Origin of the sequence: Paraburkholderia gardini (assembly GCF_907164545.1) — a bacterium.
Lineage (GTDB): Bacteria > Pseudomonadota > Gammaproteobacteria > Burkholderiales > Burkholderiaceae > Paraburkholderia > Paraburkholderia gardini.
In genome coordinates, this window is record NZ_CAJQZB010000005.1 from 35988 (window position 1) to 54044 (window position 18057).

The following is an 18057-nucleotide window of genomic DNA, read 5'->3' on the forward strand; positions in this document are numbered from 1 at the left end:
TATCGCTTATTGCGGCGGCAAATACTTCAGTGGGTCGACAGGTTTGCCCTGCCGGCGAACTTCGAAATGCAACATCACACGGTCCGAATCGCTGTTGCCCATTTCGGCGATTTTCTGCCCACGGGTTACAGCGTCACCCTCTTTTACCATCAAAGCACGGTTATGTGCATATGCGGTGAGATAAGTCGCGTCATGCTTGATGATAATGAGATTGCCGTATCCGCGCAGCCCATTTCCAGCATAAACGACACGGCCGTCCGCCGAAGCCTTCACCGGATCGCCCGCCGCGCCGCCAATATTCACGCCCTTGTTCTTCGCGTCGTCGAAGGTGCCGAGGATCGGTCCGTGCACCGGCCACGCAAACGCGATGTTGCCGTTCGCCGCCGCGCTGGTGTCGCTTGCGGGTGCCTGCGGCGTCGCGCCCGGCGGTGTCGTCGCGGTCAAGCCGGAGCCGTAGACCGGCGGCGCGGCGGTGACACCCGTCGTCACACCGGCTGCGGGACCCGCGGCGCCCGGCGCTGCGCCGCCAAGCGGTGCAGCCTGCACACCGCCGCCGCCGATCGGCGATGTGGCGACACCCGGCGTCAGCGCGGCGACGTTCGCGCCCGGCGGCGCCACGCGCAGCAACTGGTCGACTTCGATCTGGTTCGGGTTCGTCAGGTTGTTCCAGGTCGAGATATCGCGATAATTCTGGCCGTTCTCCAGCGCGATCCGGTACAGCGTATCGCCTGGCTTCACACGGTAGTAGCCCGGAGGCGGCGGCCCGAGCGGCACGGCCGGCTGCGCAGCCGCACCGGCCTGCGTGCCGATCGCACCCGTACCGGAGAGGTCGACGACGGGCGCGGCGTCAAAGCGCGTCGCGCAGGCCGTCAACAGGCAGAGCGCGGCTACACACGCACTACGCCGGGCTATGGTCATGACGGTCGAGTCGTTCAGGCTGGTTATTTGCATCGCGCGCAACATACTCATCGGTTTCAGATCACTCCGGATTTTAAGGGTACAAAGAAAACGCGATCAAGCCGCGACTCGCGCCACTGCGCGGGGCCCGCGCGCTCGACGAGCGTCAGCACCTGCGACTGCCCTTCCTGCGAGCCGACCGGCGCGACGAGCCGCCCGCCGATCGCCAGCTGTTCGAGGAGCGCATGCGGCACGTCGAGGCCGGCGGCGGCGATCACGATCGCATCGAACGGCGCCACCGCCGGCAGACCGACGCGGCCGTCGCCGTAATGCAGACGGATGTTCGGGATGCGCAACGGCCGCAGATTGATCTTCGCGCGCTCGAAAAGCGGCTTGATACGTTCAATCGAATAGACATCGCGTGCGACCTGGCTCAGCACGGCCGCCTGATAGCCACAGCCGGTACCGATTTCAAGCACGTTCGCGAGCGGCCGGCCCGCCGCGGCCAGCTCGATCATGCGCGCGACGACTGACGGCTTCGAGATCGTCTGGTGATGACCGATCGGCAGCGCCGCATCTTCGTAGGCCTGGGTCGCGAGACCGGGGTCGACGAACATGTGACGCGGCACGACGGACATTGCATTCAGCACGCGCGGATCGGTCACGCCGTTCGCCCGCAGGCGTTCGACCATGCGCTCGCGAACGCGTTCCGAAGTCAGCGCCATCGCGCTGCTGAGCGCGACGTTCGGCGCGGTGGAGCGTCCCGCGTGCGGAGCGACCGCTTTTACCTGAGACGGACCGGCCGGCGACGGTTTCAATGCCCGCGCCCTGACTGCAGCCGGTTTGACCGCTGCGGGTTTGACCGCTGCGGGTTTGACCGCAACTGGTTTGACGATGACGGGTTGCGCGGCCGCGGGCCTGGCCGCTGCAGGGTTGCTGTTCGCCGGCGAGGCGATCGTGGTTGCCGGACGGGCGTGCAGCGGCTTGACGGTCGCGGGCGCGGCGCTCGCGGGTTTCAGGATCGCGGACTTGAGCGCCGCAGGTTTCACGGCCGCCGTTGCGGCAGGCTTCACGACGGCCGGCTTGCCGCTCGCCACGGCGCGCGTCTCGCCCGCGCGGCCTTCGGGCCGGCGCGGTTCACGCACGAGATCGGCGAGACCGAGTGGAAAGCGCTTTGCGCGTTCGCTGGTCATTGAGCGCCGCTCCCGGCGCGCGCCCAGTCGCGCGCCGCGGGCAGCATCTGCGTGTGGGTCAGGTCGAGTTGCAGCGGTGTGATCGAAACATGGCCGTTCGCGACGGCGTGAAAATCGGTGCCTTCGCTGGCATCGCGCGCGCTGCCCGATGGCCCGATCCAGTAGATCGGTTCACCGCGCGGGTTGGTCTGGCGAATCACCGGCTGCGACGGATGGCGCTTGCCCAGCCGTGTCACCTGCCAGTCACGCAACGCATCGTAAGGCAGATTCGGAATATTGACGTTCAGCAGCGGATGCCCTGGCAGCGGATACTCGAAATAATGCGCGACGATTTCGGCGGCGACCCGCGCTGCGTCTTCGAGATGCACCCAGTCCTTGTCGACGAGCGAAAACGCAATGGCCGGCACACCGAACATGATGCCTTCGGTCGCGGCGGCGACGGTGCCCGAATAGAGCGTGTCTTCGCCCATGTTCTGGCCGTTGTTGATACCCGAGACGACGAGGTCCGGTATGTGATCCAGCATGCCCGTCAGCGCGATGTGGACGGAGTCCGTCGGCGTGCCGTTCACGTAGTAGAAACCGTTCGACGAACGCAGCACCGAAAGCGGCCGCGACAGCGTCAGCGAGTTCGACGCGCCGCTGCAGTTCTGCTCGGGCGCCATCACCGTAACATCGGCGAGCGGCTTCAGCGCTTCATGAAGCGCGGCGAGGCCGGGCGCCAGATAACCATCGTCATTACTGATCAGGATTCGCATGCGGCGATTGTAACCGAGGAACCCGGCGATTAAACACGCCGTGCGGTCGACCGTCAGGCCGACACGCGATGCACAGCGAGGCCCGGCATGAATAGCACGGTCGTGCGGGTTGATTTACACTCGATCGTTCAAACCGGTCAATCGATCAACAACGCGAAGGAAAACACGATGCGCGCAATTCGCTGCAACCAGTACGGTCCGCCGGAAAGCCTGACCGTCGAAACGCTGTCCGACCTCGAACCGAAGGCCGGCGAAGTGGTCATCGATGTCAGGGCGGCCAGCGTCAATTTCCCGGACGTGCTGATCATCGAGAACAAGTATCAGATGAAGCCGCCCCTGCCGTTCACGCCAGGCTCGGAAGTCGCGGGCGTCGTGCGTGCGGTGGGCGATGGCGTGCGCGATTTCAGGGTGGGCCAGCGCGTCGTCGCATTCACGGGCTCGGGCGCGTTCGCCGAACAGGCAGTGGCGCCCGCCTCCGCCTGCGTGCCGCTTCCCGACGACGCCGACTTCGCTGTCGCCGCAGCGTTCACGCTGGCGTATGGCACCTCGCATCACGCGGTCGTCGATCGCGCGCAACTGAAAGCCGGCGAGACGATGCTCGTGCTGGGTGCCGCTGGCGGCGTGGGCCTCGCCGCGGTCGAGATCGGCAAGGCGCTCGGCGCCCGTGTGATCGCGGCCGCATCGACCGACGAAAAACTCGCGACCTGCGTCGAACACGGCGCGGACGCGACGATCAATTACAGCCGCGAAGATCTGCGCGAGCGGATCAAGGCGCTCACCGACGGCAAGGGTCCCGATGTGGTCTACGACCCGGTTGGCGGCATCTATTCGGAACCGGCGTTTCGCAGTATCGGCTGGCGCGGCCGCTATCTGGTGGTCGGCTTCGCGAACGGCGAGATTCCGAAGCTGCCGCTGAATCTGACGCTGCTGAAAGGCGCGAGCATCGTCGGCGTGTTCTGGGGCGATTACGCGCGGCGCGAGCCACAGAATAATGTTGCCGGCTTCGAGGAGATGCTCGGCTGGATGAAGGCGGGCAAGCTGCGCCCGCACATCTCGGCGCGCTACGCGCTCGACGACACGCCACGCGCACTGCGCGACATGGCGGAACGGCGTGTGATCGGCAAGATCGTCATTACGCCCTGAAGCGCTTCGCTTTCCTCGCGGCGAGGAAACCTTTCAAAAAAGCAGCGCGCGATCCGCAACATCGCGCGCTTTTTCGTTTGCCGCCCTGCTTTCTCCCGGGCCTTTCTTTACAGCTTCTCGGTTTCGCCGCTCTTTGGCTGCCACTTCATCAGACGACGCTCCGCCACGCCGACGATGCCATCAAGAATCAGCGCGAACGCGGTCAACACGAGGATGCCCGCGAACACCGTATCGATATCGAACGTGCCTTCGGCCTGCAGGATCAGATAACCGACGCCGCGCGCCGAGCCCAGATATTCGCCGACCACCGAGCCGACGAACGCAAGCCCCACTGACGTGTGCAGGCTCGAAAACACCCAGCTCATCGCGCTTGGCAGATAGACGTTGCGCAACAGCTGCTTGCGGTTCGCGCCGAGCATGCGGGCGTTGGCGAGCACGACGGGGCTGACTTCCTTCACGCCCTGATAGACGTTGAAGAACACGACGAAGAACACGAGCGTCACGCCAAGCGCGACTTTCGACCAGATGCCGAGCCCGAACCACACGCCGAAAATCGGCGCGAGAATCACGCGCGGCATCGAGTTCGCGGCCTTGACGTAAGGATCGAACAGCGCGCTCGTCACCGGCGCGAGTGCGAGCCACAGGCCGACGCCAAGACCGAAGACCGTGCCGAACGCGAACGCGAGCACGGTTTCGATCAGCGTGATCCACAGATGCAGATAGATTTCCCCGCCGGAAAACCATTCCCAGATGCGCACGAGCACCTTCTGCGGTTCGCCGAAGAAGAACGCGGCCTTGTTCGGATCGTCGAAATAGAACGGCGGCAACAACGTCGGGCTGGTCAGCGCGTACCACAGCAGAAAGCTCAGCACGAGCAGCAGCCACTGCCAGATCACCAGATTGGCGCGATTCGGGAGCACACGCTTCCACATGTCTTCGTTACCTTGTTGGTCGTCGGTGGAAAACCGCGCTCAGGCGGCCGTCAGTTGTTGCTGGTAGCCCTTGAGCACCTCGTCACGCAACACGCTCCAGATCTGCGCGTGGAGTTCGACGAAACGCGGATGCGAGCGGATCTCGGCCACATCGCGCGGACGCGGCAGATCGATCGTGAATTCGCCGATCGGACGCGTGCCCGGCCCCGCCGACAGCACGACGACACGGTCCGACATCGCGATCGCTTCGTCCAGGTCGTGCGTGATGAAGAGCACGGCCTTGCGCTTCGCGGCCCACAGGTCGAGCAGCTCGTTTTCCATCAGCTGGCGCGTCTGGATATCGAGCGCGGAGAACGGCTCGTCCATCAGGATGATGTCGGGATCGAGAATCAGCGTCTGCGCCAGCGCGACGCGCTTGCGCATGCCACCCGATAACTGATGCGGATACCGGTCGCCGAAGCCGCCGAGGCCCACGCGCTTTAGCCATTCGTCAGCGCGCTTGCGGGCTTCGTCGCGCGGCACGTTGTGGAACGTGAGGCCGGCCATCACGTTGTCGAGCGCGGAGCGCCACGGCATCAATGCATCGGCCTGGAACATGTAGCCGGCGCGCCGGTTGATGCCCTTCAGCGGCTCGCCGAATACCGTCACGCCGCCCGAAGACGGTTCGAGCAGTCCCGCGCCGACGTTCAGCAACGTCGACTTGCCGCAGCCCGTCGGACCCACGACCGACACGAATTCGCCGGGCGCGATGTGCAGCGTCGTGTCCTTGACGGCCGTGTAGCGTTGCGTGCGGTCATCGCGCGACGCGAACGTGCAGGTGATGGTGTCGAGCGCCAGTGCAGGAACGGTCATCGTTCGATTCGCTTCTTCGGATGCGTTGGGGTTCGTTCGCGTGACGGGCCGTGATGAACCAGCGGCCCGTTACACACGAAACGGTACGAAAACAGCGTTCAGGCCTTGATGGTGGCGAGCGCTTTCTTGACGAAGTCGTTCGTCCACGTCTTCGACAGGTCGATCGGCTTGCCCTTGATCGTGTCGTCGAACGTCTGGAGCGTTTTCAGCGACGTCGCGGGACCGTCGGCCGGCATCAGGCCGTCCGGCGACATCGCTTCCTTCACGTGCTGCCACGCGTCGAGATAGAGCGCGCGGTCGCCGAGCAGATAGCCCTCCGGGACCGTGCTGATCAGCTCGCTGCCCGTGGCCGTCTGCAGCCATTTGAGCGCGCGCACCATCGCATTGGTCAGCGCCTGCGTCGTATTCGGATTCTTCGTGATGAAGCTTTGCGACGCGTACAGGCAGCCCGCCGGCATGTTGCCGCCGAACACCGTACGCGTGTCGGCGAGCGTGCGCGTATCCGACACCACACGGATGTCGCCCGACCGTTCGAGTTTTGTCATCACCGGATCGAGATTGGCGATCGCGTCGATCTGGCCGGATTGCAACGCCGAGATCGCGCCCGCGCCTGCGCCCACGCCGATGAACGAGACGTCCTTTGCGGTGAGTCCTGCTTTCGCGAGTACGAAGCTCGCCATGATCGACGTCGACGAACCCGGCGCCGTCACGCCGATTTTCTTGCCCTTCAGATCGGCGATGGTCTTGTAGTTCGGCATCGTCTTCTTCGACACGGCGAGCACGATCTGCGGCGCGCGCCCCTGCAGCACGAATTCGCGGAACATCTGGCTTCGCGCCTGCAGCAGCAGCGTGTGCTCGAACGCGCCGGATACGACATCCGCGCTGCCGCCGACCGCCGCCTTCAACGCCTGCGAGCCGCCCGCGAAATCGGAGATTTCGACCTCGAGCCCTTCGTTCTTGAAGAAATTGCGACGCTCGGCGATCGTGAGCGGCAGGTAGTAAAACAGGTTCTTGCCGCCGACGGCGATCGATACCTGCGTTGTCTCCAGCTTGCCCTGCCCGAAGGCGAGCGGCGTGCCAGCGAGCGCGGCGCCAGCGAGTGCGGCCGAGCCGCTCAGGAATGTTCTGCGTTGCATCCCGGTGTCTCCGTTCTGATTGTGTTTTTGTTGTACCCGGCCCCGTGTGCCGGGTTGCCGCGAGCCTCGCGGCGTCTCGCGATTCTGCCGCCGCACGCTTTCACGCGCGGACGTCATCTCAAACGATCCGCTCCGCATGCAGCCGGGCGATGTCGCCTGCATCATAACCTAGTGAATGGAGGACTTCATCGGTATGTTCACCCAGTTCCGGGCCGAGCCAGCGCGTTTCCCCTGGCGTATCCGAGAGCTTCGGCGTGACGCCCGGCAACGTGATCTCGACGTCGTCCTGCCATTTGAAGCGCTGGATCATCTGACGGGCGAGATACTGCGGATCGGCGAACATGTCGGCGACGCTGTAGATGCGGCCGACCGGCACATCAGCCGCGTTCAGCACGGCAAGCGCCTCGTCGATCGTGCGGGTGGCGAGCCACGTGGCGATCGCCGCGTCGATCTCGAGCGTGCGCGGCACACGGCCGTCGTTTTGCGCGAGGCCCGGATCGTTCGCGAGATCCTCGCGGTCGATCGCGATCATCAGGCGCTTGAAGATCGGATCGCTGTTGCCGCCGATCACGATGCTGCCGTCGAGGCACGGATACGTGTTCGACGGCACGATGCCCGGCAGCGACGCGCCGGTGCGCTCCCGCACCATGCCGTACACGCCGTATTCGGGCACGACGCTTTCCATCATGTTGAAAACGGCTTCGTACAGCGCGACATCGACGACCTGCCCTTTACCGCCGTTCACCTGCTTGTGATGCAACGCCATCAGCGCGCCGATCACGCCGTGCAACGCGGCGATCGAGTCGCCAATCGAAATGCCGATGCGCGGCGGCGGCAGGTCCGGATAACCGGTGATGTGACGCAGCCCGCCCATCGATTCGGCGATCGCGCCGAAACCCGGACGGTCGCGATACGGGCCCGTCTGGCCGTAACCGGAGAGCCGCACCATCACGAGACCGGGATTTTCCGCGGACAGCACGTCGTAACCGAGCCCGAGCTTTTCGAGCAGACCGGGACGGAAATTCTCGATGACGATATCGGCCTCCTTCGCCAGACGCCGGACGATTTCCTTGCCCTCTTCGGCTTTCAGATTGATCGTCACCGACTTCTTGTTGCGCGCCTGCACCGCCCACCACAGCGACGTGCCGCCCACTTCCGGATAGAGCTTGCGCCACTTGCGCAGCGGATCGCCGCCGTTCGGGTCTTCGATCTTGATGACGTCCGCGCCGAACTCGCCCATGAATCGCGCCGCGAACGGGCCTGCGATCAGCGTGCCGAGCTCGAGCACCTTGACGCCCGCGAGCGGGCCTTGGGTTGCGCTCATATGTCTCCTTCGTTTCTGGCTTAGGGCTGGGGGCTGCGGGAGGTAATCGCTTCCAGTATCCGTGCGGTGCAAGGAGACGCCGCGTTACATCGAACGCCGGTCCAGCATGGCGCGGGCGATGGTGCCGGCGTCCACGTATTCGAGTTCGCCGCCGACCGGCACGCCGCGCGCGAGACGCGTTACCGCAAGCCCGCGCGCCTTGAGCGTCTGGCCGAGGTAATGCGCGGTCGCTTCGCCTTCGTTGGTGAAATTGGTTGCGAGCACGACTTCCTTGACGACGCCATCCGAGGCACGCTTCACGAGGCGATCGAAATGGATCTCCTTCGGACCGATGCCGTCGAGCGGGCTGAGCCGCCCCATCAGCACGAAATAGAGGCCGCGGTAAGTCATCGTCTGCTCGAGCATGATCTGGTCGGCCGGTGTTTCGACGACGCACAGCAACGCCGGATCGCGCTCTTCATCGAGGCAGACGTCGCAGATCCGGGCTTCGGTGAACGTGTTGCACTTCTCGCAATGCTGGAGATGTTCGGTCGCGAACAGCAGCGAGCGACCGAGCTTTTCGGCACCGTCGCGATCATGCTGCATCAGGTGATACGCCATGCGTTGCGCGGATTTGGGCCCGACTCCGGGCAGCGCGCGCAGCGCTTCGACGAGCGCCGACAGGGCGGAAGGTTGTTTCATGCGAAATCGGCGTCGTCAAAAGGGCAAAACGAAAGTGCTGCGGGTCGTGCTTCAGGTCGTCCACTGGTGCGTCCCGTTACCTGACCCGCGATGCTGACGCGGCCGGATCAGAACGGCAGCTTGAATCCCGGCGGCAACGGCAGGCCCGACGTCATGCCGCCCATCTTTTCCTGCGCGGTGGCTTCGGCCTTGCGCACGGCGTCGTTGAACGCGGCGGCGACGAGATCCTCGAGCATGTCCTTGTCGTCGGCGAGCAGGCTCGGATCGATCGATACGCGGCGCACGTCGTTCTTGCAGGTCATCGTTACCTTGACGAGGCCCGCGCCCGACTGTCCTTCGACTTCGATCAGCGCGAGCTGCTCCTGCATCTTCTTCATGTTTTCCTGCATCTGCTGGGCCTGCTTCATCAGCCCGGCGAGTTGACCTTTCATCATGGCGTGCTCCTTCTTGATCGTTTGAGATTCAGGGGTCTGGCGACGGCGTTTAGTAAGAACCGCGCCTTTCGATGTGTGTTCAGCTCAATGCGCGGCGGCTGCGCCCTGCCCGGCATCCGGGGCGATTGGCCGGATCGAATCCGGCACGATGCTCGCGCCGAAATCGCGGATCAACGATTGCACGAACGGGTCCTGACGGATCTCACGTTCGGCGTCCTGCTGGCGCTGCGCACGTGCGGCGGCGTCAAGCGCGGCGGCCGTGCGACGCGCGGCGCCGACTTCGACCTGCACGTCGACCGTCGTGCCGAGGCGTTCGGCGAGCGCCGCCTTCAGCTTCGCGACCTGCGCGGCTTCCGCGTATTGCGGCACCGGGACGTTCAATCTGAGCAGCGTGCCGTCGAGCGACATGAGTTCGCTGTTGAACGCCAGCTGGTACGAAATGCCCTTCAGCGGCAAACCGGCGGCCAGCGCGGGCCAGTCGCCCTCGAAGCCGATGGCGTCGAGCGGAATGGCGGGGGGCAGCGGACGCGTGTCGACGACGGGCGCGGGTTCTCTTGCAGCAGGCGTGAGACGCACATCGTCGGGGCCGCTGTCGAAGACCGGCGTGTAATTGTCATCGGGTGGCGCGAAAAACGCATCGTCCGACAAGACCGGCATGTAGTCGTCCGGCGGCATGTCGTCCCACGGCGGGACGGACGAGCCACCCTGGCTACCGTTATTACGCGCTTGCGGCTGGGCAGCCCCGGCGTCCTGTGCCCGGCGCGGCGCGCCAGGCACTGGCACTGGCACTGGCACGTTGACGCGCGGCGCCAGCTTCGGCGTAGCGGATTTCGGCGCCGGCGCGGCGGCAACGGCCGACGGCGCCGCGCGGCCGCGGTCGGACGATACTTTCAGGCCCGCGCTGCGCAGCACGTCGAGCGCCGCGCTCGCGCCGCCGGCGCGGCGCGACGCGGCCGCGGGTTCCTGCTGCCGGGGCGCGGCCGATGTGATTTCGCGCGGCGTCACGCTGGAAGCGGGCGTGGGCGCGGCAGCAGCTGACTGTTCTGGCGCACGAGCGATGGATTCGCTGCCGGACGGCACGTGAGTGTCTTCGTCGGCCTGCGTGGCAGGATTCGCCGAAGCAGGGACCGCAACACCACTCTGCTCGTCTTCCCGCGCGGCTGGCGCCGGTGATGCGGCATCGGCAGGCGCTTCGCCTGCAAGCGGCTCAGACGCAAGGGCGACGCTTCTGGCGGCAGCTTCGGTCGCAGCCGGCACGGACTCCGGCGCATTCGCATTCGCGGAAACGGCCGCGTCAACCTTGTCCTGTGCGTCACCTGTCGCGGCACCCGCACCCACAACCGCGACGTCACCCGTCGCGGACCCTGCCGCAACCGACGCCGGTCGCGATCCGATATCCGACTGGGCACTCACCGGTTGAAGACTCGCTGGCACCGTTGCGTCCGCAGCCGGTCCCGTATCACTCGCCGCGACATCCTGCCGGGCGGCAGTCATGGACGCGACCGTTCGCGAGGTCGCCGCAGCACCGGTTCCAGCCGGTCGCGTAGCAGGCGCGACTCCACCGCCGCCGCCATTCGGCGCCAGTTCGAACGCGAGCATCCGCAGGAGCGTCATCGTGAAACCGGCATATTCGTCAGGCGCGAGACCGAGTTCGCTGCGCCCGACCGTCGCGATCTGATAGAAAAGCTGGACCTGCTCCGGGCTCAGCGTCCCGGCGAACCGGCGGATATCACCCGCTTCCGGCCATTCGTCCAGCACGGACGAAGGCGCGAATTGCGCCCAGCCGACCCGGTGCAGCAGACTCGCGAGATCCTGCAGCGCCGTCGAAAACGACAGGCTGCGCAGCGCCATTTCGTCGGCGACCGCCAGCACACCCGCGCCGTCGCCAGCGGCGAGCGCGTCAAGCAGGCGAATCAGATAACTCTGGTCGAGCGCGCCGAGCATGCCGCGCACGGCTTCCTCGGTGACCTGATTGGCCGAATAGGCGATCGCCTGATCGGCCAGTGAAAGCGCATCGCGCATCGAGCCGTCGGCCGCGCGCGCGAGCAGGCGCAGCGCCTGCGCCTCCGACGGGATTTTTTCCTCGCCGAGAATCCGTTCGAGATGCGAGACGATGTGCCCGGCGGGCATCTGCTTCAGATTGAACTGCAGGCAGCGCGACAGCACCGTCACGGGAATCTTTTGCGGATCGGTCGTCGCGAGGATGAACTTGACGTGCGAAGGCGGCTCTTCCAGCGTCTTCAACATCGCGTTGAAGGCGTGGTTCGTGAGCATGTGCACTTCGTCGATCATGTAGACCTTGAAGCGCGCGTCGACCGGCGCGTAGACCGCGCGCTCGAGCAGCGCCGCCATTTCGTCGACGCCGCGATTGCTCGCCGCATCCATCTCGACATAGTCGACGAAACGGCCTTCATCGATCTCGCGGCACGCGCGGCACACGCCGCACGGCGTCGCCGTTACGCCGGTTTCGCAGTTGAGCGCCTTGGCGAAAATACGCGACAGCGTCGTCTTGCCGACGCCCCGGGTTCCGGTAAACAGATAGGCGTGGTGCAGACGCCCGCCGTCGAGCGCGTGCGTGAGCGCGCGCACCACGTGCTCCTGTCCGACGAGCGACGCGAAATCCTTCGGCCGCCACTTGCGTGCGAGAACTTGATAGGTCATCCGGAAATTGTATCAGCAACGATGATGCGCAAAGACGAATCGGAACCACGCGACGACACGCTGCCGCTTCATTGTATTTTGCTAACGAAGCGATAGAGGAAAACAGGGGCGACAGCAGATAGCAACGCGAAGCGCGAAAGCAAAAACGCGGGAGCGGACAGAACCAGCAGGGAGGAAAAACGCGGACAGCAGAAAAAGAGGAAGGTGACGAGCCTGACCCTCGGCACTGGCGGAAAACGGCTGTGGCTGCTTCGTTCCCGACCTGACCAGGTTGACCATCCCTCCATGCGAGGAGGCCCGTCACGAAGCATTCTATCACCGGTCGTCGCATAACGCGACTCCTGAAGGCGACGAAACGCGCGACAGCCGGATCGACGCGCCGCGCAAAGCAGCCCTGCTGCCGCGCTTTCGTTGCTCTTGAGTTTACCGTGCACGTCACCAGATACGCGTCGAAGCAGCACACCTTGTCAACGCAGGGCAGATTTTACGAGCACCATCGATGCACATATTACGCTGCCGGCATCACTACTATCACCACCGGCAACGCATAGCGATTTAGGCTAAACTGGCGTACGAATGACCCGTAATGTCATGGTCCGCGGCGCGTCCATCGGGTAGTGCCGAAGGGTGTTCCGCCGGGCGATGAGTGCGGCGAGGCGAACAGAAGTTTTCCTGATTTGATGTATCGTGGCGAGCCATCAGGGCGACCGCGATCCGAAAGAGGTATTCATACAATGAGCGAACAAATCAAGCATATCAGCGACGCATCGTTCGAACAGGACGTCGTCAAATCCGACAAACCCGTGCTGCTCGACTTCTGGGCTGAATGGTGCGGACCGTGCAAGATGATCGCGCCGATCCTCGACGAGGTCGCGAAGGACTACGCGGATCGCCTGCAGATCGCCAAGATCAATGTCGACGAGCATCAATCCACGCCGGTCAAGTTCGGCGTACGCGGCATCCCCACGCTGATCCTCTTCAAGAACGGCGCGGTTGCCGCCCAGAAGGTCGGCGCGCTGTCAAAGTCGCAACTCACCGCGTTCCTCGACGGCAATCTTTAAGCCGGTCTTGTGATGCGCCCGGGGCGCGTTGTTGTCCGGTGACAACAACGCGCCCCGTGAACATGCTTTTCCGCTGCAGTGGCGGAATCCGGCATGTGCTATGCTAGAATCAATTAAACGTCGAAAAGACGTGTAAGTCCCTGAGCGGTTCCGCTCACTTCTCCTCCCAGATTCCATTTCGTCGCACCTTCTCCTCCCCGGCGGGTTCTCCGTATGCATTTATCCGAGCTTAAGACTCAGCACGTGTCCGAATTGATCGAGATGGCCAATGGCCTCGAGATCGAAAGTGCCAATCGCCTGCGCAAGCAGGAACTGATGTTCGCCATTCTTAAAAAGCGCGCCAAGGCAGGCGACACAATCTTCGGCGACGGCACGCTCGAAGTGCTGCCGGACGGTTTCGGCTTCCTCCGCTCGCCGGAAACGTCGTATCTCGCCAGCACGGACGATATCTATATCAGCCCGTCGCAGATCCGCCGCTTCAATCTGCACACCGGCGACACGATCGAAGGCGAAGTCCGCACGCCGAAAGACGGCGAGCGCTACTTCGCGCTGGTGAAGGTCGACAAGGTCAACGGCCAGCCGCCGGAAGCCTCGAAGCACAAGATCATGTTTGAAAACCTGACGCCGCTTCACCCGAACAAGGTGATGCTGCTCGAGCGCGAAATGCGCGGCGAGGAAAACGTCACGGGCCGCATCATCGACATGATCTCGCCGATCGGCAAGGGCCAGCGCGGCCTGCTCGTCGCCTCGCCGAAGTCGGGCAAGACCGTGATGCTGCAGCACATCGCACACGCGATCAAACAGAACCATCCGGATATCGTGCTGTTCGTGCTGCTGATCGACGAACGCCCGGAAGAAGTGACGGAAATGCAGCGTTCGGTGGCGGGCGAAGTGATCGCCTCCACGTTCGACGAACCGGCCGCGCGCCACGTGCAGGTCGCCGAAATGGTGATCGAAAAGGCCAAGCGCCTCGTCGAAATGAAGAACGACGTCGTGATTCTGCTCGACTCGATCACGCGTCTCGCGCGGGCGTACAACACGGTTGTGCCGGCCTCGGGCAAGGTGCTGACCGGCGGCGTCGATGCCAACGCGCTGCAACGTCCGAAGCGCTTCTTCGGCGCAGCCCGTAACATCGAGGAAGGTGGTTCGCTCACCATCATCGGCACGGCGCTGATCGAAACCGGCAGCCGCATGGACGACGTGATCTACGAAGAATTCAAGGGCACCGGCAACATGGAAGTGCACCTGGAGCGTCGCCTTGCTGAAAAACGTGTCTACCCTTCGATCAACCTGAACAAGTCGGGCACGCGTCGCGAAGAGCTGCTGATCAAGCCCGAAGTGCTGCAGAAGATCTGGGTGCTGCGCAAGTTCATCCACGACATGGACGAAGTCGAATCGATGGAATTCCTGCTCGACAAGATTCGCCAGACGAAGAGCAATTCCGAGTTCTTCGACATGATGCGCCGCGGCAGTTAAATCCAGCCGTCCTGCAGCAAGCTTCAGAAAAACCGTCCGCCTTCTCGCGGGCGGTTTTTTTTCGCCTGTACGCCGCACCGGATCACAACCTGTACGTGAACGTTCACGTTGAACTATAATGCGACGCAAACTTCGAATTTCCGCGCCGCCATGTCGAGTGAAGAAAGCCCCAATCTGCTGACCGTCCGCGATGCGGCGGAACGCCTGAACGTGACTCCGCGCACGCTCAAATACTACGAAGAGCGCGGGCTTGTCACGCCGACCCGCAGCGAAGGCCGCTATCGTCTCTACGACGAAAACGACCTCGAACGTTTCGCCCGCATCCTGCGTTTTCGAGCCTTGGGTTTCTCCCTGCAAGGCATCACCGAAATGCTCAAGCGCCCGCTCGAACCCGTCGAAGGCGGACGCAATCGCTACTCCACGCAATCCCTGCTGGAAATCCGCGACGCGCTCGCGCAACAGGTCGACGCGCTTGACGCGCGCATCGATTCGGCACGTCGCGAACTGAAGGAAGTGCAAAACCTCAAAGCCGAACTCAGCGACGATCTCGATTACGTGCAACGCCGGCTTGCCGGCGAAAGCGCCGATGTGCTTCTCGAGCAGCGCAACACCGCCCGCCTGAAAAAGAAAGCGCGGACACCGTCGAGTGCTGCAGCGAGGCTCAGCAAGAAAGCCCTTCCCGGAGACGATGCCGCATGAGCGCAGCCTCCTCGCGCGTACCGCTTTTCAGCGTCGCGAAGCTGCGTGGCGATTTCTTCCCGTGGGTGCTGGCGCTCGTCACCGGTCTCGACTATTTCGACAACGCGATCTTCTCGTTCTTCGCGAGCTATATCGCAGGCGGGATCAACGCTTCGCCGGATGAACTCGTGTGGTCGTCGAGTGCGTACGCGGTCGCGGCCGTGCTCGGCATCCTGCAGCAGCAATGGTGGGTCGAGCGTTTCGGCTACAGGCGCTACGTGGCCGGCTGCATGCTGCTGTTTTCGGCGGGAGCGGTCGCCGCGGCGTTGTGCGAAACATCGTTCGAACTGGCGTTCGCGCGCGGCTTCCAGGGTTACTTCATCGGCCCGATGATGGGCACCTGCCGCATCCTGATCCAGAGCAGCTTCACGCCGCAGCGGCGTGCCGGCGCGACGCGCGCCTTTCTTGTCCTGATCATGCTGGGCAGCGCGCTTGCACCACTCGCCGGCGGGCAGCTCGTCGCGCATTTCGACTGGCGCGCGCTCTTCATGTGCAGTGCGCCGGCAGGTATCCTGTTCGCAGGTTTTGCGCTACTTGCGTTGCCGGACTCGGGCAACCTCCTGCCGGAAGAACGCGGCGCGTCGCATTTCTGGCCGTACATCATCTTTGCCTTCGCTCAGGGCGCGCTGCAAATCGTCATGCAGCAGGTGCGCTACCAGCTCTTTAGCGCGTCGCCGGGTCTGATCATGCTGACGGTAGCGGGAATCGTCGGGCTCGTGTGGTTTGCGTACCAGCAGTGGCATCATCCCTCGCCCCTGATGCGGCTGAATGCACTGCGCGAAAAAACCTTCCAGGTCGGCCTCGTGCTGTACATGTTCTATTACTACGAGTCCACTGGCTTCAGTTACCTGGTGTCGCGTTTTCTCGAACAGGGGCTCGGCTATCCGGTCGAAAATGCGGGACGGCTGGTCGGTGTCACTTCGCTGATTTCATCGACGGCGCTCTTCGTCTACCTGCGCTATGCAAAGCTGCTGCCGCGCAAGAAGTGGATCATCGTGCCGGGTTTCGCCATTGCGGCGCTGGCCGCGGCGTGGATGGCACATATGCCGCCCGACGTCGATCAGCGCGCGCTGATCGGTCCGCTGCTGCTGCGCGGCCTGCTGCTGCTTTTCATCGTTCTGCCGGTGGCCAATCTGACGTTCAGCATCTTCGCGATCGAAGAGTTCACGCACGGCTACCGGCTGAAGAACGTCGTCCGGCAACTGACGATTTCATTTGCCACGGCATCGGTCATCATCGTCGAACAGCATCGGCGGGCATTGCATCAGTCGCGGCTCGCCGAATTCGCGAATCCGTACAATCCAGTGTTCCAGAGCACGATCGCGACATTGACGAACGGTTTCGCCGCCGCGGGACGTTCAATCAGCGAAGCGCATGCCCTAGCGGTAGTCCAGGTGAGCCGGACGGTGACGCAGCAGGCAAGTTTCCTTGCGTCGCTGGACGGCTTCTATTTTCTGATCGGCGTGGCCGTCTGCGGCGGGATCTTTGCCGCGTGGCAAAAACAGATCGACTGACCCATGCTCTCGAAACTCACGCACTGGTTCGACTCCCGCCGCCGCGACCGCGCGCTGCGCACGCACGCGATCCCCGACGCGCTATGGGAATCCACGCTCGCGGGCCTGCCCTTTCTGGCGCATCTCGATGCCGCCGACCTTGTTCGCCTGCGCGAACTGACAAGCCTTTTCATCGCGCGGAAATCGTTTTCGACCGCGCACGAACTCGAACTGACGGACGCAATGACCGTCGCCATCGCGACGCAGGCGTCGCTGCCGGTGCTGAACCTGAGCCTCGATCTTTATCGAGGCTGGGTCGGCGTGATCGTCTACCCCGGCGAGTTCGTGATCCGCAAAACGGTGGAAGACGAAGACGGCGTGGTCCATGAGATCGAGCAGGACGCAAGCGGCGAGGCGTGGGAAGGCGGCCCGGTCGTGCTGTCGTGGGAAGACGCCCAGATGACCGACGGCAAGGATGCCTACAACGTCGTCATTCACGAATTCGCCCACAAGATCGACATGCTGACCGGCGAAGCCGACGGCCACCCGCCGCTCTTTCGCCGCTGGCACGCACCGCTCGACGCGACCGCATGGGCCGACGTGTTCGACGCAGCCTACGACCAGTTCTGCGTAAAGGTTGACGCCGTGCCCGAGCGGCGCTGGGCGCGCTTCGAGCGCGATTCGCTGATCGACCCGTACGCGGCCGATCATCCGTCGGAGTTTTTTGCCGTGTGCAGTGAGGCGCTGTTCGTGCAGCCGCAGGCGTTCGAAGCCGGATATCCCGAGCTTTATCGCCTTCTGGCCCGCTTTTACCGTCAGGATCCGGCTCGCGTGGGCGCGTTATTGCCGGAAGCCAGCCCTGCTCCCGCAAAATAGCCCGGGAAATTCGTCAAGCGACTGATTTTCTGGCATAATTGCCGTTTTTCGACCTTAGGCAAGTGGCTCGCCGAAGTCCGCTGCGTCGGTTCGCAACGGCACGCGGGTTGGCTACCGCCAGACTAAAGGAAAGACCATGAAAGAAGGCATTCACCCCGATTACCGCGAAGTCCTGTTCGTCGATATGTCGATCGACTTCAAGTTTGTGACCCGCTCGACCATCCAGACGCGCGAAACGGCCGAATTCGAAGGCAAGACGTACCCGCTCGCCAAGATCGAAGTGTCGTCGGAATCGCACCCGTTCTACACCGGTCAGCAAAAGATCATGGACACGGCCGGCCGCGTCGAGAAGTTCAACAAGAAGTTCGGCGCGCGTGCCACGGGCAAGGCGACTACGTAATACCT

General features: G+C 63.7%; 17 protein-coding genes and 1 other RNA gene. 7 read left to right on the forward strand and 11 right to left on the reverse strand.

Features of this window, described 5'->3' with window-relative positions; genetic code table 11:
* Nucleotides 1-6: 6 nt before the first annotated feature.
* From LPA37_RS05540 to surE, 3 genes are read right to left on the reverse strand one after another with little or no spacing between them, the layout of a single operon-like run.
* Entirely contained in the window at nt 7-969 is a 963-nt protein-coding gene (locus LPA37_RS05540) for a peptidoglycan DD-metalloendopeptidase family protein (RefSeq protein ID WP_229011994.1), read from the reverse strand.
* Between the two features lie 5 nt (nt 970-974).
* On the reverse strand, nt 975-2090 hold the full coding sequence (locus LPA37_RS05545) for a protein-L-isoaspartate(D-aspartate) O-methyltransferase (RefSeq protein ID WP_229011995.1): 1116 nt from the start codon (nt 2088-2090) through the stop codon (nt 975-977).
* Nucleotides 2087-2845: a 5'/3'-nucleotidase SurE gene (gene surE / locus LPA37_RS05550; RefSeq protein ID WP_228974427.1), complete on the reverse strand. Its 759-nt coding sequence runs from the start codon at nt 2843-2845 to the stop codon at nt 2087-2089. The genes LPA37_RS05545 and surE overlap by 4 nt, the downstream gene beginning before the upstream one ends.
* Nucleotides 2846-3013: 168 nt before the next feature.
* Between surE and LPA37_RS05555 the strand changes: the two genes are divergently transcribed.
* A complete protein-coding gene (locus LPA37_RS05555) occupies nt 3014-3988 on the forward strand; it encodes an NADPH:quinone oxidoreductase family protein (RefSeq protein WP_229012087.1) in 975 nt (324 codons plus the stop codon).
* Nucleotides 3989-4095: 107 nt separating this feature from the next.
* On the opposite strand, the gene LPA37_RS05560 is transcribed toward LPA37_RS05555, so the two are convergent.
* The 8 genes from LPA37_RS05560 to ffs form a co-directional block, all read right to left on the reverse strand.
* Nucleotides 4096-4920 (reverse strand): ABC transporter permease, encoded by an 825-nt coding sequence (locus tag LPA37_RS05560; protein ID WP_229011997.1) that lies wholly within the window; start codon nt 4918-4920, stop codon nt 4096-4098.
* 39 nt (nt 4921-4959) lie between these two features.
* Entirely contained in the window at nt 4960-5772 is an 813-nt protein-coding gene (locus LPA37_RS05565; RefSeq protein ID WP_228974431.1) for an ABC transporter ATP-binding protein, read from the reverse strand.
* A gap of 98 nt (nt 5773-5870) precedes the next feature.
* A complete protein-coding gene (locus LPA37_RS05570) occupies nt 5871-6908 on the reverse strand; it encodes an ABC transporter substrate-binding protein (RefSeq protein ID WP_229011999.1) in 1038 nt (345 codons plus the stop codon).
* A gap of 118 nt (nt 6909-7026) precedes the next feature.
* A complete protein-coding gene (locus LPA37_RS05575) occupies nt 7027-8232 on the reverse strand; it encodes a CaiB/BaiF CoA transferase family protein (RefSeq protein ID WP_229012001.1) in 1206 nt (401 codons plus the stop codon).
* 84 nt (nt 8233-8316) lie between these two features.
* Nucleotides 8317-8913 (reverse strand): recombination mediator RecR, encoded by a 597-nt coding sequence (gene recR / locus LPA37_RS05580; protein ID WP_090533204.1) that lies wholly within the window; start codon nt 8911-8913, stop codon nt 8317-8319.
* Nucleotides 8914-9020: 107 nt separating this feature from the next.
* Nucleotides 9021-9347: a YbaB/EbfC family nucleoid-associated protein gene (locus LPA37_RS05585; RefSeq protein WP_007182071.1), complete on the reverse strand. Its 327-nt coding sequence runs from the start codon at nt 9345-9347 to the stop codon at nt 9021-9023.
* An 84-nt stretch (nt 9348-9431) separates the two neighbouring features.
* Nucleotides 9432-12008 carry a DNA polymerase III subunit gamma/tau gene (locus LPA37_RS05590; RefSeq protein WP_229012003.1) on the reverse strand — a complete coding sequence of 859 codons (2577 nt, stop codon included), beginning with the start codon at nt 12006-12008 and terminating at the stop codon, nt 9432-9434.
* Between the two features lie 203 nt (nt 12009-12211).
* Nucleotides 12212-12310: signal recognition particle sRNA small type (gene ffs / locus LPA37_RS05595), an RNA gene on the reverse strand.
* Nucleotides 12311-12742: 432 nt separating this feature from the next.
* Between ffs and trxA the strand changes: the two genes are divergently transcribed.
* The 6 genes from trxA (at nt 12743) to LPA37_RS05625 (ending at nt 18052) form a co-directional block, all read left to right on the forward strand.
* Nucleotides 12743-13069: a thioredoxin TrxA gene (gene trxA / locus LPA37_RS05600; RefSeq protein WP_006048864.1), complete on the forward strand. Its 327-nt coding sequence runs from the start codon at nt 12743-12745 to the stop codon at nt 13067-13069.
* 213 nt (nt 13070-13282) lie between these two features.
* Nucleotides 13283-14545, forward strand: coding sequence for a transcription termination factor Rho (gene rho / locus LPA37_RS05605; protein ID WP_090533209.1), 1263 nt, complete (start codon nt 13283-13285; stop codon nt 14543-14545).
* Nucleotides 14546-14695: 150 nt separating this feature from the next.
* Nucleotides 14696-15244 carry a MerR family transcriptional regulator gene (locus LPA37_RS05610; protein ID WP_229012005.1) on the forward strand — a complete coding sequence of 183 codons (549 nt, stop codon included), beginning with the start codon at nt 14696-14698 and terminating at the stop codon, nt 15242-15244.
* Nucleotides 15241-16797, forward strand: a complete 1557-nt coding sequence (locus LPA37_RS05615) for an MFS transporter (RefSeq protein ID WP_229012007.1) — start codon at nt 15241-15243, stop codon at nt 16795-16797. Before LPA37_RS05610 ends, LPA37_RS05615 begins: the two co-directional genes overlap by 4 nt.
* Nucleotides 16798-16800: 3 nt before the next feature.
* Nucleotides 16801-17652 carry a M90 family metallopeptidase gene (locus LPA37_RS05620; RefSeq protein WP_229012009.1) on the forward strand — a complete coding sequence of 284 codons (852 nt, stop codon included), beginning with the start codon at nt 16801-16803 and terminating at the stop codon, nt 17650-17652.
* 136 nt (nt 17653-17788) lie between these two features.
* Entirely contained in the window at nt 17789-18052 is a 264-nt protein-coding gene (locus LPA37_RS05625) for a type B 50S ribosomal protein L31 (protein WP_090533217.1), read from the forward strand.
* Nucleotides 18053-18057 lie beyond the last annotated feature (5 nt).